Here is a 15,041-nt window from a genome sequence, read left to right on the forward strand (position 1 = left end):
ATTACACCGCCTCTGTCTCTGTTTTGCCGCGCCCCGATATAAGGTCAGAGAGGCCTACCAGGAACTTTATGAGGTAATGCGCCGCCATCAGCGCGCAGCCGAAGGGGACCGCGGCGTACGCCCAGGTGATCGGCACGCCCAGCGCCGGAGAGACCGTCCCCGCGGCGGAGAGCTTGAAGATGAAACCGACCCCTATCCAGGTGACGATCACGGAAAAGAGAATCCCCACGATGTCGACGGCGAGGGTGTCGATCTTCTGCGCCCTTTTGGGGAGTATCTGCACAAAGGCCTCTATGCCGATATGAGCGCCCTTTTTCACCGCGAGGCCGGCGCCGACAAAGGCGGCCCAGACGCTCAGATAACGGGCAAACTCTTCGACCCACGTAAGCCCCAGCTGGATGACGAAGCGCTCAACCACGGCGACAAATATCGCGATCGTCATGATAAAGAGCAATACAGCCACGATACATTCCTCTATCTTCATTAACTTCTCATCGATCTTTCGTAAAAAATCCATATAATTTCGCTCCTCTCACAACTATAGGAGAGGGGCGGCTAAGGTCCCGCCGCCCCCTGTTCTTTTATTTACCCGCTTCGGAGGCGGCGTTCATTACCTTTTTAAGGAAATCCTTGCCGATCTCCTTCTCTATGAGCGGCAGGGAGCCGGCCTGGGTGACATTCTGGAATTCCGCCAGCTCCGCCGGCGACAGCTCCGTGATCTGCACGCCGTCCTTAGCCATGACCTCGAGGGATCTCTTTTCGTCTGCGGTGTTGAATACACGCTGTCTCTCGCTCCAGGCCTTTGCGCCGTCTCGGACGATCTGCTGCTGTGCGGGTGTAAGCTTCTTGAAAATGCCGCCGTTGACGATGAGGACGAAGGGGCTGTAGAAATGTCCGTCAAGCGTCAGGTACTTCTGTACCTCGTGGAGGCGGCTGGACTCCGTCAGGGAGACGGGGTTTTCCTGCCCGTCGACGACGCCCTGGGAGAGCGCGGTGTAAAGCTCGCCGAAGGGGATCGGCGTCGGCGTCGCGCCCATCGATTTTATCATCGCGATGTGCGCCGGGTTTTCCTGGACGCGTATTTTTAGTCCCGCGATATCCTTGGGGGACTTTATCGGCCTGACCCTGTTAGTGAAATGGCGGAAGCCGTTCTCGCCGTAGGCGAGCATCACCGTACCGGTTTTGGCGCCGAATTCATCGCGGATCTGGACGCCCATCGGGCCGTCAAGGAAGCTGTAGGCCGCCTTTTTGTTGGCGAAGAGATAGGGGATGTCCATCACGAGCATCTGCTTGTCCACTGTGGAAAGCGTGCCGGTGCTGATAGAGCACATCTGTATCGTCCCCATCTGCACGCCTTCAAACTGTTCCCTTTCGTTTCCCAGCTGGTTGTTGGGGAATATCTTTACCTTTATTTCGCCGTTTGACTTATCTTCGACATACTTCTTAAAGGCCTTACAGCCCTCGTCGTTGGTCGCTCCGACCGCGGGCGTCGGTCCCGAGTGGCTCAGTTTTATTTCGACCGCCGCGTTGGCGCTTACGGAGAGAGCGAGGACGAGTATCGTTATCATAATAAAAATGCTGGTAATTTTCTTCATAAGGCTGCCTCCCTGGTTTTATTATTGGATGTTAGATATCTTTTTCTTTTTCGGAGTAAAACTCGACGTGGTTCAGCGGCGTTTCGTTGACATAAAGTTTGAAGATGTCCGGCCTTGCGTAATGGCCGACGGGATCAAAATCTATCCGCGCCTCCGCGAGCATATTCATGTCGAGGTCAGCGACGAGCACCTCTTCCGAATCATATATCGGCCCCGCGAGATACTCGCCGAAGGGGCTGATGATCGCGCTGCCGCCGTTCGTAACCGAACCGGCCTCGTTGATGATGCCGGCGGGAATATCCGCCTCGTCGACCCTGGTCTCGATCTCGCTGGAATAGTCGGAGAGTTTATAGCAGAGGTTGGCGCTCAAAACGAAGCATCCGCCCTCGCGGGCGATGTGGCGTGCGGTGCAGAGCCATGATTCACGGTAATCGGCGGTCGGCGCCAGATATATCTCGATGCCTTTGCTGTACATCGCCGTGCGCAGCAGCGGCATGTAGTTTTCCCAGCAGATGACGGCGCCGTAGCGTCCGAAGGGGGCGTCGATGACGGTGAGGTCGCTGGCGTCGCCCTCTCCCCAGACCACCCGCTCTCCCGCGGTCGGCTTCAGCTTGCGGTGGCGGCCAAGGTATTCGCCGTCCGGCCCGAAGAAGAGCATCGAGCAATAGAGGGTGCCGTGTCCGCGCTCGCGCTCGATGCAGCCCATCGCCAGATGGACCTTATATTTCGCGGCCGCCTCCGCAAGGGCGTTGAAAATAGGGCTGCCGACCTCGACCGAATTGTCGTAATACCGCCGCCAGTCGCGGCGTCCCGCCGGCGTCCGCCAGCCGATCACGGAGCCGAAGGTGATCGCCTTTGGATAACATGGGATATACGCCTCGGGAAACATCACCAGCTCGCAGCCCTTCGAGGCCGCCTCCTCAATATAAAGCAGGCCCTTCTTCAGGCATGCCTCCGCGTCCATCAGTACGGGGGCCAGCTGGACGACGCCCACTCTGACCTTGTTTTGCTCTCGGTTTCTCTTCATTTGCATTCCCCTTTCATGAGCTGTTGAGCGGTTTTTCTGTCTTATAAGTTTTGAAATTTATCTATTTGATGATGTCGTGGTACAGGTGAGGAAGTCTCTTTTCAAATACTTTAAGGAATTGGCGGTTTTGATTGATGTTGGTGACGTCGATCTCGGAGAATTTGCCGTCCAGCGTTCCCGAGCACTCCGTCAGAACGTCGCCGGTCGGCGAAGATACGAAGGAGCCGCCGCCGAAATCGATATCTCCCGAATAATCACAGTTGTTGACGGCGACGGTATAGAACATGTTTTCGATCGCGTGGGCCCTGATCATCGTCCTGTAAAGATCCATGCGCGCCCGCGTCCACTGGCTGCAGATAAAGAGCGCTTCGGCGCCCCTGAGGGCGTATATCCTTATCCATTCGGGGAAACGGATGTCGTAGCAGATGATGCTGCCGCATTTGATGCCGTCCATATCAAAGAGGCAGGGTTTTTCACCGTGGTCGAAGACGCCGTCCTCGACGGTGATGAAGGGAACGAGGTGTACCTTGTCGTAAAAGGTGACCAGCTCTCCATGTGGGTTGACGATGAGCGCCCGGTTATAATAATTGCCGCCGCTCTTGGCCATCACGGAGCCGCCGGTGAACCAGCAGCCGTATCTCTTTGCCAGGCCGGAGAGAAATTCCGTAGTCTCCGCGGCCTCGCCGTCGGCCAGCTTCTCCACGGAATCGAGGGCGTATCCTGTGTCCCACAGCTCGGGAAGGACCAAAGCCGTCGTGAGTTCGCCGGGGGTGTAGTACCTTTTCATCCAATCCTCGACGGTCTCCATGTTTTTCTTCCTGTCTCCCAGAACGACGGGAATTTGTACCAAACCGACTCTAAAGGCTTTTTTTTCTTCCAAAATCGCCTTCTCCCTTCATAATTTAAAATTTGGAGTACCAAAATAATTTTAGAGCACACTTATTATAAATTTACTATTTTTGTGTGTCAACTATTATTTTTATAAGGTCAATATAAAAACTATAGTTTCTAATATTCGGTTAAAGTTCTAACGAAAGGGGTAAATGGTGGCTGGAATTTGATTTTTGGTGAATTGCGTCAGCAAAAGTTTGTTGCTTTCGCACAAAAGACGAATCTTACGGCGGCGCGGCTTGAGGCCGACCGGAGCGCCGTTCATAACGGTGAAACCGTTTTTATGACGTCCGTTCTTTTGTCCCTTATCTGTTCAAAAGCCTGTTCATAAAAAAGAGCCTGCCGCGCGGCAGGCTCTTATATGTGCGTTTGCTTTGATGCCGCTCTACGCGACGCGCACCGTCCAGCCGAAGCTGTCCTCTGTGCGGCCGAACTGCAGGTCTGTGAGCGCGTGATAAAGTTTCAGGGCCAGCGGACCGCTCTTGAAGCCGCCGATGGTGTACTGTTCGTCCTCCGTCGCGAACTCGCCGATAGGCGAGATGACGGCGGCGGTGCCGCAGCACCAGGCCTCTTCCACGTCGCCGTTCTTGATCCCCGTGAGGATCTCCTCAAGCGTGACGAGGCGCTCTTCGACCTCGATGTTCCACGATTTGAGCATCTCAATGACGGATTTTCTCGTGATGCCCGGCAGCACAGTTCCCAGCAGCGCGGGGGTCACGACCTTGTCCTTGATCTTGAACATGATGTTCATGCCGCCGCCCTCTTCGACATATTTTTTCTCCACGCCGTCGAGCCAGAGCACCTGGGCGAAGCCGTTGGCCTCGGCGCGTTCGCCCGCGCGGAGGGAGCCGGCGTAGTTGCCGCCGCACTTCGCGAAGCCGGTGCCGCCGCGTACCGCGCGCACGTCCTCTTTCTCGATGAATATCTTAACGGGGTTGACACCCTCGGGGAAGTAGGGGCCGACGGGCGAGAGGATGATCGCGAAGGTACACATCGAGGGCGCGTGCACGCCTAGCTTGGGGTCGGTGGCGAAGAGGAAGGGCCTGATGTAAAGGGTGGTATCCTCACCGGCCGGCACCCAATCGCTGTCGGTCCTGACAAGAGCCAGCAGTGCCTCCATGAAGAGTTCCGGGTCTATCTGCGGCAGGCACATGCGCTCCGCTGACCTGTTCATGCGGGCGATGTTTTCCTGCGGGCGGAAGAGCTGCACCGATCCATCCGGCCTTCTGTAGGCCTTCAGCCCCTCGAATACCTCTGGCGCGTAGTGAAGGACCATCGCCGCGGGCGATATCTCAAAGGGCGCGAACGGTACGATGCGCGGGTCAAACCAGCCCTTGTCCTTTTCATAATTCATCACAAACATGTGGTCGGTGAAGTATTTCCCGAAAGACAGATTGCCGCTGTCCGGCTTTTCCTTGGGATGCGCCGTTTTTTCGATTCTGATCTCTGCCATTGTGATTTTCCCTCTTTTCATATTATCTGGCGGACGATAGAACGGTAACGCTGACGTCCGCCATGTTTTTGCCGATTCGCTCCTGCGGAGAGACCTATGCGCCGTCTTTTCCGCCGCCGTCCAATCCACGGCCAAAGCCCAATTTGCCGGAGTGCCGGAGACGCGGGCCTCATTTAGATAAGTATACATCTTTTTTGCCAAAGATTTGTAACCGAAGGACACGGATATGCGCCTCCGCGTCCGCTGCCTGCGGACGCGGAAGCCCCGCCGCGTCAATAAAAAGTGCGCGCCGCCCGCTTGGGGGAGGCGCGCACTTTGGCGTCTAAGTATCAGTCAAGCGGCGAGAACATCTTGCCGGGGTTCATGATGTTGTACGGGTCAAAGGCCCGTTTGATGCCCTGAAGGAGTTCTATCTCCGCCGGTGATTTGCTGTCCATCAGCACCTTTTGCTTGACGTGGCCGACGCCGTGCTCGCCGCTGCCTACGCCGCCGAGGGCGATCGCCTCACGGATGAGGGCGGTGAAGAATTCCTCGGCGTAGCGCGCCCAGTGTTCGGGGGTCATATCCGCCGGTTTAAGCGGTATCGGGTGGATGTTGCCGTCGCCGATGTGCGAGATGATGCCGATCTCGATGTTCCATTCGGCGCTTATCTCTTTTATCCTGCGTATCATCTCGGGCACTGAGGAGAGCGGCACCATGAGGTCGCCCGAGGCGCAGGCGTGCGGATCGCGCGCGCGCATTCCCTCCAGCCCGTTCTGGCGCACGTTCCACATCGCCGCCGAGTCGGTGCGGCTTTCGGCGACGAAGACCTCGAAGGCGCCGCAGTCGAGGCAGATCTTACCGACGGTCTCGTACCCATCTTCAAGCTGCGCCTCCGTGTCGCCCTCGACCTGTATCAGCAGGTAGCCCTCGCTCCTGTCCTGTTCGGGCAGGGTGCAGCCGAGGTATTCGGTGGTGTATTTGACGAGGTTTTTGTCCATAAATTCGCAGGAGATGATGCGCTTGCCCGAGCCGATCACCTTGGCGACGCTCTCTACGAGCTCTTCCAGCGTCGGATAGCAGGCGAGCAGGTTTACCGTCTTGCCCGGCTTAGGCTCCAGGTTGACGATGAGCTTGGTGACGACGGCAAGGGTCCCCTCGCTGCCGGCTAGCAGGTTTATGAGGCTGTAGCCCCAGGTGTCTTTGCGGAAACGGCCGCCGAGATTGATTATCTCGCCGGAGGGCAGGACGGCCTCGGCGCCGAGGACGTGGCGGCGGGTGTTGCCGTAGCGGATGACTTTGCCGCCTCCGGCGTTCGTCGCAAAGTTGCCGCCGATGAAGCTCGTCTCGGTGCTCATTGGATATCCCGCGTAGAGAAAACCCTCCTCCGCGGCGGCGCGGCAGAGATCGTTGGTGACGACCCCCGGTTCGACGACGGCGACGCGGTTGATCTTGTCTATCTCCAGTATCCTGTTCATACGCTCAAGCGAGAGGACGATGCCGCCAGCGAGCGGCACCGCACCTCCGTTAAGACCGCTGCCCGCGCCGCGCGGCGTTACGGGGATATGTTCACGGCTGGCGATCTTCATAACCGCCGATACCTGCGCGGTATCCGCCGGTTTGACGACCGCCTCCGGCATGTGTCCCCAGATGCGCCCAGCCTGGTCCCAGGCGTAGTTGTCGAGGGCCTCGGAGTCGTTCATGATGACGCCGCCGGGGCCGACGGCCGCGAGCAGCTCTTGATATATTTCCTCAGTTATTGCGCCGTACTGCTCCATCAATGACGTTCCTTATATTTTTTGACGGCCTCGATAAGGGCGTTCAGCACCTCTATCGCGTCGCCCTGGACGCTGAGGTCCGCGACGCGGAAGATGGGGGCCTCGGGGTCCTGGTTGACGGCGACGATCGTCTCCGCGCCCGACATTCCCGCGATATGCTGTACGGCCCCCGATATCCCGAAGGCGAGGTAGAGCCGCGGGGTGACCGATTTGCCTGAGAGTCCCACCTGCGCCGAATAGGGCGCCCAGCCGAGGTCCACGGCCATGCGCGAGGCGCCGACAGAGCCGCCGAGAAGGCGGGCGAGCTCTTCCAGCCGCGCGAAGTTTTTCGCGTTTTTCATGCCCTTTCCGCCCGCGACGATGATCTCCGCCTCCTGCAGCGGCAGTCCGACCGACTGATCGGGGGCGAATTTTATAAATTTGATAAGGGAGGCGAGGGTGTCTTCTCTTGGCTTGAACTCTATCACTTCGCCTCTGCGCGAGCCGTCCGCGGGCAGGGGGCGCTTCGACTTGGGGCGCACGGTGCACATCTGCGGGTCGCGTCCCTTTGTCTTGATGTCGGCCATGACGTTGCCGCCGATCGCGGGCCGTGTCTGGATGAGCCGTTTGGTGGCGGGGTCGATCGCCATCTCCGTGCAGTCCGCCGTCAGCCCGCAGCCGAGGCGGGCGCTGAGCATCGGCATCACTGTGCGTCCCTGGGTGGTCGCGGAGGCGATGAGGATCGTCGGTTTGTATGTCTCGATGAGGTCGGCGAGCGTTGCAACTTCGATGTCCGCCTTAAAGTTTTCAAATTCCGGGGCTTCCGCGACGTATATCTTATCCGCACCGTAGGCGGCGAGCGCCGCGGCCTGCTCTTTGATGTTGCTGCCGATCACGACGCTGGCCAGCGGCGCTCCGAGCGCGTCCGCCAGTTCGCGTCCCCAGGCGAGCAATTCGCGCGATACGGGGTGGACCCTGCCGCCGCGAACTTCGGCGAGCGTCCAGACCTCTGCAATATTCTTCATTTCGTATCGCCTCCCGTCTCTTCCAGACAGTTCTTTTCTTCCAGCAGATTCATGATTTCTTCTATCGCGGTACCGATGCCGTCGGCGGCGATTATCTTGCGTCCCTGGCGCGTCACCTTCGGATATGTGACGTTGACGACCTGGGTCGCGGAGCCGGTGAGCCCCGTCTCCGCCGCATCCATCGAAAGGGCCTCCGCCGTCTCCAGCGGTACTTCGGCCGCCTTGGCGCGGAGTTTGCCGCCCAGAGTGCAGAGGCGCGGGATGTTCATCTCTTTTACGGGTATGACCATCGCGGGCAGCGGCGATTCGACCGTCTCGTGGCCGCCCTCTACGGCGCGCACGACGCGGATCTTTTCATCGCTGATCTCCTCGATTGCGCTGACGTATGAGAGGACGCTGATCCCCATCAATTCCGCGCAGGCCGGGCCGACCTGTCCTGTTTCGCCGTCGGTCGCGCGCTCGCCCGCGAAGAGGAGGTCGAAGGGGCCCGCCTTTAGCAGCGCCCGGGAGAGGGTGCGGGCCGTGGCGAGGGTGTCCGCGCCGCCGAATTTTCTGTCGGAGAGCAGCAGTCCCCTGTCGCAGCCCATCGCGATGGCGTATTTGACGGCCTTCTGTGCCGCCGCCGGTCCCATGGTCACCGCCGTTATCTCAACTCCCGGCCTGGATTCTTTGATCCTGACCGCCGCCTCGACCGCGTGCAGGTCGAGCGGATTGAGCTCGGCCTCGACGCCGTCGCGTATCATCGTGCCCGTCGTTTCGTCTATTTTCACCGTGTCCACAGCGGGCACCTGTTTTACCAGCACTGCAATTTGCAAATTACCTTCCTCCTTTGAGGAATTTAAAATATCTTAAAAAGATATACGCAATGCGCTGTTGCGTCAAGGTTTTGCGTCGCGCGGGCCTCTCTTTGTTACGTATCCGCGGCTTAATGTCCGCCACGGCCAGTCACGCTGTGTAAACGCGGAAAAATGCCAACACCCGGCGGCGCGGGATGCACGATATTTCCCGCGTTTCGTGGATCGCGGGGAAATTTATATACCACAGATAAAGTTTGGATGAATTTCTCATATTGTGCCGCCGGTGATGAGAAAAATGAGCCTTTCGCCTCATTGCCATTGTGGGTAGTAAAATTGCCTACCGTAACACCATATATAGTGTTATAATTTTCTAGCTGAACATATATAGCGGTTGGAGGAATAAATAATGAGATGTCCCGTTTGCGGTGCCCCTGAGACAAGAGTGATAGAGACACGCAGTTCCGACGAGGGGCGCGTCAACCGCAGACGGCGGGAATGTCCCGAATGCCAGAGCCGCTTCACGACGTACGAGCGGCTGGAGGAAAAAAGTTACCTCTGGGTTGTTAAGAAGGACGGCAGACGGGAATCATTTGACAGGGATAAACTCATCCGCGGCTTTCAGCACGCCTGCGAGAAATTGCCGGTGGCGCTGGAGACTATCGAGGCCGCGGCCGCGCGCATCGAGGAGCGTGTACGCGCCTCGGGGCAGGGTGAGATATCGACGACGGTGCTTGGAGAGATGGCGGCGGAAGAGCTGCGCGGGATAAACAAGGTCGCCTATGTGCGATTCGCTTCGGTTTATAGGGAATTTACGGATATATCGAGCTTCACGAACGAGATATCGAGGCTTTTGGACGACAAGGAGGCACACCGCAATGGCTGATGAACTTATTAATAATTTTGGCAGGCAGGGACATCTGTTTGAAAATCCGGGAGAATCTACGGACCTGGCCCTGATGGTCGACGCGCTCGCGCAGGAGGAACGCTCCCCCTGGGACGCGAGCAGGATTCGCGACGCGCTTATCATAGAGGCGGGAACCGACCCCGCCACCGCGGAAGGTATCGCCCTCGAGGTGGAGGACGATCTTCTTAAATACGGGCGTTCAAATGTGACGACCTCGATCATCCGCGAGATGGTCAACGTTAAACTTTTCCAGCGCGGACTTGGCGCGAAGCTGGCGGACCATTCGCGTATCGGCCTTCCCGTCCACGACCTCGAAACGATGATGTTCAATAAAAATAAGGAGAACAGCAATACAAGCCATAACCCCGAATCGATCAACCTGTCGATCGCGGAGATGGTGCTCAAGGAGTACGCGCTGACGAAGGTCTTCACCAAAGACGTCGCCGACGCGCACCTTAGTGGCGACATCCACCTTCACGACCTCGGCATGGTGAACCGCCCCTACTGTTCCGGGCAGAGCGTAGCCTACACGGCGCGCTACGGCCTAAACATCCCATCGATAACGAGCGTCTCTAACCCTGCGAAGCACGCCGACGTCCTCCTCGCGCATATGCTGAAGATGACCTCCGTGCTGCAGAACCATTTCGCCGGCGCCATTGGCTGGGACGCGGTGAATATGTACTTCGCCCCCTATACGGTCGGCTGGGACTACGACAGGTACCTCCAGCTCGCGCAGCAGCTGATCTTCGAGTTCAACCAGCTTGCCGGCGGCAGGGGCGGCCAGGTGGCCTTCACCGACGTGAACCTCTATTACGAGATACCGAACCACTTCCGCGACGTTCCCGCGATCGGGCCGGGCGGCAAGTTCACCGGCAAAACCTACGCCGAATATGACAAGGAGTCGAAGATGTTCCTCAAGGCGCTCTTCGACGTCTACATGAGGGGCGACAGCCGCGGGCAGCCGTTCTTCTTCCCGAAGCCGCTGCTCCACATTACCGATTACTTCTTTAAGGAAGAGGGCTGGGAGGAGTGTCTTGACCACGCCTGCCGCCTCTCCTCCGAGAAGGGCAACACCTATTATGTCTTCGACCGCGGCGGGGTGGCGAAGCTCTCTGAATGCTGCCGCCTCTCCTTCGAGCTTACGCCGGAGGACCTCAACGAGGCGAAGCATCCCTGGAAGATGCGCTACTGCGCCCTTCAGAACGTCACGCTGAATCTGCCGCGCGCCGCCTATAAGGCCAACGGCGACGACGAGATGCTATTCGATATCATCGACGCGGAGATGGAGCTCGCCGCCAAGGCGCACCTCCAGAAGCGCGCCTTTATAAAGAATATCCTTGACCTCGGGGAGAAGGGGCCGCTCGCCGCGCTCTGCGTCTCGCACGACGACGAACCATATCTGCGCATGCGTAAGGCGAGCCACCTTATCGGCATCCTCGGCCTTAACGAGATGGTGCAGGCGATGACGGGGGCGCAGCTTCACGAGAGCGAAGAGGCGGAGACCCTCGGGCGCGCCGTCATTCAGTATATGGACCTCAAGTGTCAGCAGCTCTCCGAGCGTTACGGCCTCAAGATCGTGCTCGAGCAGACGCCGGCCGAGAGTACGGCGCTGCGTTTCGCGAAGCTCGACCTGCGGGCCTATCCGGACGTCGCGAAGAAGTACATCAAGGGGTGCTTCGACACCGGCGAGATATACTACACGAACAGCACGCATCTCAACTACAAGCTTGTGCAGGACCCCATCGACAAGGTGACGCGCGAGGGCGAGCTTCATCCGATGATCAAGGCGGGAGCTATCACGCACGTCTGGATGGGCGAGCACAAGCCGGACCCGAAGGCGCTGGCCTCCTTCGTGATGAAGACCTTCAAGCATACGGAAAACGCGCAGGTGGCATTCAGCCCCGAGTTTACGATCTGCAACGAGTGCAGCCACATGGAGCGCGGCCTTTCAGACCACTGCGAACTCTGCGGCTCCGAGGATGTCGACGGCATTACGCGCGTTACTGGATATTTCACACGCACCTCTTCGTGGAACGCCGGAAAGCGCGGCGAACTTAAAGACCGCGCGCGCCGCCCCGTTGAAATGCCCGCGTAAAGATATGGAACAAATAGAAGAGATGAGGGCGGGGGGATATCTCCCCGCCTCTTTTTTAGACTGGGAGGGCCATGTCGCGGCGGTGATCTTCACCTGCGGCTGCAATTTCCGCTGTCCCTGGTGCCACAACGGCGAACTGGTGACGGCGGGCGGGGGCGAGCTGTCGGTGAAAAAGATTATCGCCGACATAAAACGGCGTGCAAAATTCCTCGACGGCGTCGTTGTCAGTGGAGGCGAGCCGACGCTCTGGCCCGGGCTGCGTCCGCTTCTGGCAGAGCTTAAGGAGCTGGGGCTCGCCGTCAAACTTGATACGAACGGTACAAACCCGGAGCAGCTGCGGGCCCTTATCGACGAGGGTCTCGTGGAGCATGTCGCGATGGATATAAAGGCGCCGCTAGATGCCATATCGTACGCGCGGCTCACGGCGGTGCCGGTGGATATCGCGAAGATACATGACTCGGTGCGGATCGTCAAGGAGCGCGCCCGCTCCTACGAGTTCCGCACCACCTTTGTGCCCGCGCTTCACTGTCCGGAAGATCTGCCCGCGATACGCGAACAGCTAAACGACGACGCTCATTGGGTGGTGCAGTGCTTTAAACCCACCGGCTGTCTTGACGGAAGGTTTCTATCATATACCGCCGCCAATCCGGCTGAGTTGGAGAGATTGTTTCCTGGTATAAGCATTCGCGGCTAAAATTTTTAGTTTATGCGTTTTTTATAATAAATAACTGTAAATATTTGTGTGAGAGTATATAATCGTACACATAATTTTTATTTCAGCGGGGGAAGGCTATGATGGAAAAAACAGAATTGAAAAAATTGCTTTGTGACGCCGTAGACTCCGTAAGATGCGAAGTCGGGGCATTTGCGGAAGATATCGCGGCGCACCCCGAGCTGGGCTTTTTTGAGAGGCGTACGTCACGGAAGCTGAGCGAAGCGCTGAGTGGACTGGGGCTTGATGTGAAAGAGGGATTGGCTCTCACCGGGCTGCGCGCTGATCTTGACGGAGGCGCTCCGGGGCCGTGCGTGGCTCTGATCGGCGAGCTGGACGGTATCGTCTGCCGCCAGCATCCACAGGCTGATCCTGAGGATGGGGCCTCCCACAGCTGCGGCCATAATTTGCAGATATCCGCGGTCTACGCGGCGGCGGCGGCGCTGGTGAAGAGCGGGCTGATGAAGGAGCTCGCCGGTTCCGTCTCCCTTATCGGAGTTCCGGCGGAAGAATTTATCGAAGTCGGGCGGCGCACTGAGATGCGCGAGCGTGGTGAGATCGTCTACTACGGAGGCAAACAGGAGCTCGTGCGGCTTGGGGTCTTTGACGACGTGGACATGGCGATGATGGTTCACGCCGGGGACAACCAGCCGAAACCCTCGTTCGTAATACCGGAGGGAGGCAACGGCTTCCGTATCTTCATGCTGCGCTACGAGGGACGGCAGGCGCACGCGGCGGCGGCTCCGCATCTTGGCGTGAATGCGCTGTACGCGGCCGTCGCGGGCATAAACGCCGTTAACGCTTTGCGTGAGACCTTCCGTGACGAGGATCATATCCGCGTTCACTACATCATCACGAAGGGCGGCGATTCAGTGAACAGCGTGCCGGACGACGTCCGTCTCGAAGGATATGTCCGCGCGGGCAATGCGGACAAAATAGACGAGACCTTCGACAAAGTCATTCGCGCCTTTAGGGCGGGCGGCGAAGCGCTCGGCGCTAAGTGCCACGTTAGGAGCATCGCCGGATATATGCCCCTTGATACCTCCAAAGAGCTGAACGGGATATTCGCGGAAAACGCAGACTCCCTTGTTGGCGCGGACAACGTCACCCGCGGAGCCTATTTCTCTGCCTCAACTGACTTGGGAGATCTGGCCCATCTGCTGCCGGCGATACAGCCGATGGCGGGAGGAACCGTGGGCGCACTGCACTCAAAGGACTTCAAAGCCGTTGATTTTGACGCGGCAGTCCTGCTCCCGGCCAAGGCCATGCTCATGACCGCGGCAGACCTTTTATTCGACGGCGCGAAGCTGGCGAAGAAGGTCTCAGGGAACTTCAAACCCGTCTATACAAAGGAAGAGTACCTTGCGGTGCTGAACCGCAAATTCTTTTCCGAGTAATAGAAAATATATTTAAGGAGGGAATTTTCTCGTCATGGATATTGTCGATAAGGCAATACGTAACTGGAAGCTCCATGGGCTGGCGTTGCTCTTTGTGATCATCGCCGAACTCATAGGGGCGAAAAAGTATCAGCTTGGCCCTGGGCTCATCGTTCTTGTTCCTCTGCTTTATTCTTTTGCCCTGGGTGCGCTGTGCGGAATCAAAAAGCTTAATATCCTCTCCCGCGACGACATGGTCGAAGCCTCTTCGCTTGTCGGTGTGACCTTCTTTCTGCTGATGGCGCGCTACGGCACGCTTGTCGGACCGAACTTTTGGAAGGTTGTGGAGACCGGCCCTGCCCTTGTCCTACAGGAATTCGGCAACATCGGGACCGTATTCTTCGGAGTTCCGCTCGCGGTTTTCCTTGGCCTTCGGCGCGAGGCGATCGGTGCGGCCTTTTCTAACGCACGCGAGCCGAATATCGCCATCATCGGGGAAAAATACGGTCTTGACACTCCCGAAGGGCGCGGCGTCATGGGCGTCTATATCACGGGAACGATCTTCGGCGCGGTATTTTGCAGCCTTCTCTCTTCTATGATTGCTTCGACCGTATCCTTCTTCAGCCCCCAGGCGCTGGCGATGGCGACGGGAACCGGGAGCGCCGGCATGATGACCGCCGCCCTCGCCCCTCTTCTTGAAATGTACCCCGATATCAAGGACGAGCTCACGGCCCTCGCGGCGGCAAGTAATATGCTTTCGGGTCTTGACGGCGTTTATCTGTGCGTATTCCTGAGCCTGCCGCTGTCAAACTGGCTGGTCAAAAAACTCGGCGTCAACGACCCGCCCAGCGTGCCGCCGGAAAAAAAGTCGAATGCGTAAGGAGGCTCGGATAATATTATGAAATATCGTCAGATGGTGTCATTCCTATTGATCTACGGCTTCCTGTCGCTTGTCGGCAACATGATCGCCGCACGAGCCTATCAGGGCGGAGCCGGTTCGGCGGTCTTGGCTATGATCGAGGCGCTGCCTGGATTTTTCTCGCTGTTCGCGATCATCGCGGGCGGCGTGATCATCGCCCATTTCATGCCATGGAAGGGGCTTCCGGCCGTCGCCTACATCGTCACTCTGGGATGCCTGGTCACTGTTCCCGGCTTCCCCGGCGCGGAGCAGATAACCGCCTGGGTCTCTAAAGTCAGCTTCATTGGCCTCTGTACGCCGATACTTGCCTATGCCGGACTCGCGGTTGGCAAAGACTTCGGAGAGCTCAAGAAACAAGGCTGGAAGATTGTCGTCGTCGGGTTATTCGTCTTTGTCGGGACTTTCGTCGGTTCGGCTGTCATCGCCGAAATCATCCTGCGCATGATGCACTAAATAAACCGTGACCGGCACTGTGATGTCGGTATTTTCGTAAACTGCCGGCAAACGTGTG

At 58.0% G+C, this 15,041-nt stretch carries 14 protein-coding genes; 6 read left to right on the plus strand and 8 right to left on the minus strand.

The genetic code is table 11. The features are described 5' to 3' along the window. Position 1: 1 nt before the first annotated feature. The 8 genes from BED41_RS03620 to BED41_RS03655 form a co-directional block, all read right to left on the minus strand. The gene (locus BED41_RS03620) at positions 2-517 is read right to left on the minus strand and encodes a TRAP transporter small permease (protein ID WP_066743208.1); all 516 of its coding nucleotides are present in this window, start codon (positions 515-517) and stop codon (positions 2-4) included. Positions 518-581: 64 nt separating this feature from the next. Next, entirely contained in the window at positions 582-1,595 is a 1,014-nt protein-coding gene (locus tag BED41_RS03625; RefSeq protein ID WP_066743210.1) for a TRAP transporter substrate-binding protein, read from the minus strand. A 31-nt stretch (positions 1,596-1,626) separates the two neighbouring features. Continuing rightward, positions 1,627-2,622, minus strand: a complete 996-nt coding sequence (locus BED41_RS03630; RefSeq protein ID WP_066743212.1) for a carbon-nitrogen hydrolase family protein — start codon at positions 2,620-2,622, stop codon at positions 1,627-1,629. A 61-nt stretch (positions 2,623-2,683) separates the two neighbouring features. After that, positions 2,684-3,502, minus strand: a complete 819-nt coding sequence (locus tag BED41_RS03635; protein WP_168160223.1) for a nitrilase-related carbon-nitrogen hydrolase — start codon at positions 3,500-3,502, stop codon at positions 2,684-2,686. A gap of 396 nt (positions 3,503-3,898) precedes the next feature. Beyond that, positions 3,899-4,966, minus strand: a complete 1,068-nt coding sequence (locus BED41_RS03640; protein WP_066743214.1) for a branched-chain amino acid aminotransferase — start codon at positions 4,964-4,966, stop codon at positions 3,899-3,901. Positions 4,967-5,295: 329 nt separating this feature from the next. Then, positions 5,296-6,723: an FAD-binding oxidoreductase gene (locus tag BED41_RS03645; RefSeq protein WP_066743215.1), complete on the minus strand. Its 1,428-nt coding sequence runs from the start codon at positions 6,721-6,723 to the stop codon at positions 5,296-5,298. Then, a complete protein-coding gene (locus tag BED41_RS03650; protein ID WP_066743216.1) occupies positions 6,723-7,727 on the minus strand; it encodes an electron transfer flavoprotein subunit alpha/FixB family protein in 1,005 nt (334 codons plus the stop codon). Before BED41_RS03650 ends, BED41_RS03645 begins: the two co-directional genes overlap by 1 nt. Next, the gene (locus BED41_RS03655) at positions 7,724-8,542 is read right to left on the minus strand and encodes an electron transfer flavoprotein subunit beta/FixA family protein (RefSeq protein ID WP_066743220.1); all 819 of its coding nucleotides are present in this window, start codon (positions 8,540-8,542) and stop codon (positions 7,724-7,726) included. Before BED41_RS03655 ends, BED41_RS03650 begins: the two co-directional genes overlap by 4 nt. A 388-nt stretch (positions 8,543-8,930) precedes the next feature. On the opposite strand from BED41_RS03655, the gene nrdR reads away from it, so the two are divergent. The 6 genes from nrdR (at position 8,931) to BED41_RS03685 (ending at position 14,983) form a co-directional block, all read left to right on the plus strand. Then, positions 8,931-9,407: a transcriptional regulator NrdR gene (gene nrdR / locus BED41_RS03660; protein ID WP_066743222.1), complete on the plus strand. Its 477-nt coding sequence runs from the start codon at positions 8,931-8,933 to the stop codon at positions 9,405-9,407. Then, the gene (gene nrdD / locus BED41_RS03665; RefSeq protein WP_066743225.1) at positions 9,400-11,523 is read left to right on the plus strand and encodes an anaerobic ribonucleoside-triphosphate reductase; all 2,124 of its coding nucleotides are present in this window, start codon (positions 9,400-9,402) and stop codon (positions 11,521-11,523) included. Before nrdR ends, nrdD begins: the two co-directional genes overlap by 8 nt. Before the next feature lie 4 nt (positions 11,524-11,527). Further along, positions 11,528-12,217 (plus strand): anaerobic ribonucleoside-triphosphate reductase activating protein, encoded by a 690-nt coding sequence (locus tag BED41_RS03670; protein ID WP_066748909.1) that lies wholly within the window; start codon positions 11,528-11,530, stop codon positions 12,215-12,217. A 98-nt stretch (positions 12,218-12,315) separates the two neighbouring features. Further along, positions 12,316-13,632, plus strand: coding sequence for an amidohydrolase (locus BED41_RS03675; protein ID WP_229712386.1), 1,317 nt, complete (start codon positions 12,316-12,318; stop codon positions 13,630-13,632). Between the two features lie 34 nt (positions 13,633-13,666). Next, entirely contained in the window at positions 13,667-14,491 is an 825-nt protein-coding gene (locus BED41_RS03680; protein ID WP_066743227.1) for a DUF3100 domain-containing protein, read from the plus strand. Positions 14,492-14,509: 18 nt separating this feature from the next. Further along, the gene (locus BED41_RS03685; protein WP_066743229.1) at positions 14,510-14,983 is read left to right on the plus strand and encodes a DUF340 domain-containing protein; all 474 of its coding nucleotides are present in this window, start codon (positions 14,510-14,512) and stop codon (positions 14,981-14,983) included. Positions 14,984-15,041: the final 58 nt, after the last annotated feature.

Origin of the sequence: Cloacibacillus porcorum (assembly GCF_001701045.1) — a bacterium.
GTDB lineage: Bacteria > Synergistota > Synergistia > Synergistales > Synergistaceae > Cloacibacillus > Cloacibacillus porcorum.

Bases quoted from the DNA above. Each gene is read 5' to 3' on its own strand.
- BED41_RS03620 (WP_066743208.1), bottom strand. From the start codon at position 517: ATGGATTTTTTACGAAAGATCGATGAGAAGTTAATGAAGATAGAGGAA.
- BED41_RS03625 (WP_066743210.1), bottom strand. From the start codon at position 1,595: ATGAAGAAAATTACCAGCATTTTTATTATGATAACGATACTCGTCCTC.
- BED41_RS03630 (WP_066743212.1), bottom strand. From the start codon at position 2,622: ATGAAGAGAAACCGAGAGCAAAACAAGGTCAGAGTGGGCGTCGTCCAG.
- BED41_RS03640 (WP_066743214.1), bottom strand. From the start codon at position 4,966: ATGGCAGAGATCAGAATCGAAAAAACGGCGCATCCCAAGGAAAAGCCG.
- BED41_RS03645 (WP_066743215.1), bottom strand. From the start codon at position 6,723: ATGGAGCAGTACGGCGCAATAACTGAGGAAATATATCAAGAGCTGCTC.
- BED41_RS03650 (WP_066743216.1), bottom strand. From the start codon at position 7,727: ATGAAGAATATTGCAGAGGTCTGGACGCTCGCCGAAGTTCGCGGCGGC.
- nrdR (WP_066743222.1), top strand. From the start codon at position 8,931: ATGAGATGTCCCGTTTGCGGTGCCCCTGAGACAAGAGTGATAGAGACA.
- nrdD (WP_066743225.1), top strand. From the start codon at position 9,400: ATGGCTGATGAACTTATTAATAATTTTGGCAGGCAGGGACATCTGTTT.
- BED41_RS03670 (WP_066748909.1), top strand. From the start codon at position 11,528: ATGGAACAAATAGAAGAGATGAGGGCGGGGGGATATCTCCCCGCCTCT.
- BED41_RS03675 (WP_229712386.1), top strand. From the start codon at position 12,316: ATGATGGAAAAAACAGAATTGAAAAAATTGCTTTGTGACGCCGTAGAC.
- BED41_RS03680 (WP_066743227.1), top strand. From the start codon at position 13,667: ATGGATATTGTCGATAAGGCAATACGTAACTGGAAGCTCCATGGGCTG.
- BED41_RS03685 (WP_066743229.1), top strand. From the start codon at position 14,510: ATGAAATATCGTCAGATGGTGTCATTCCTATTGATCTACGGCTTCCTG.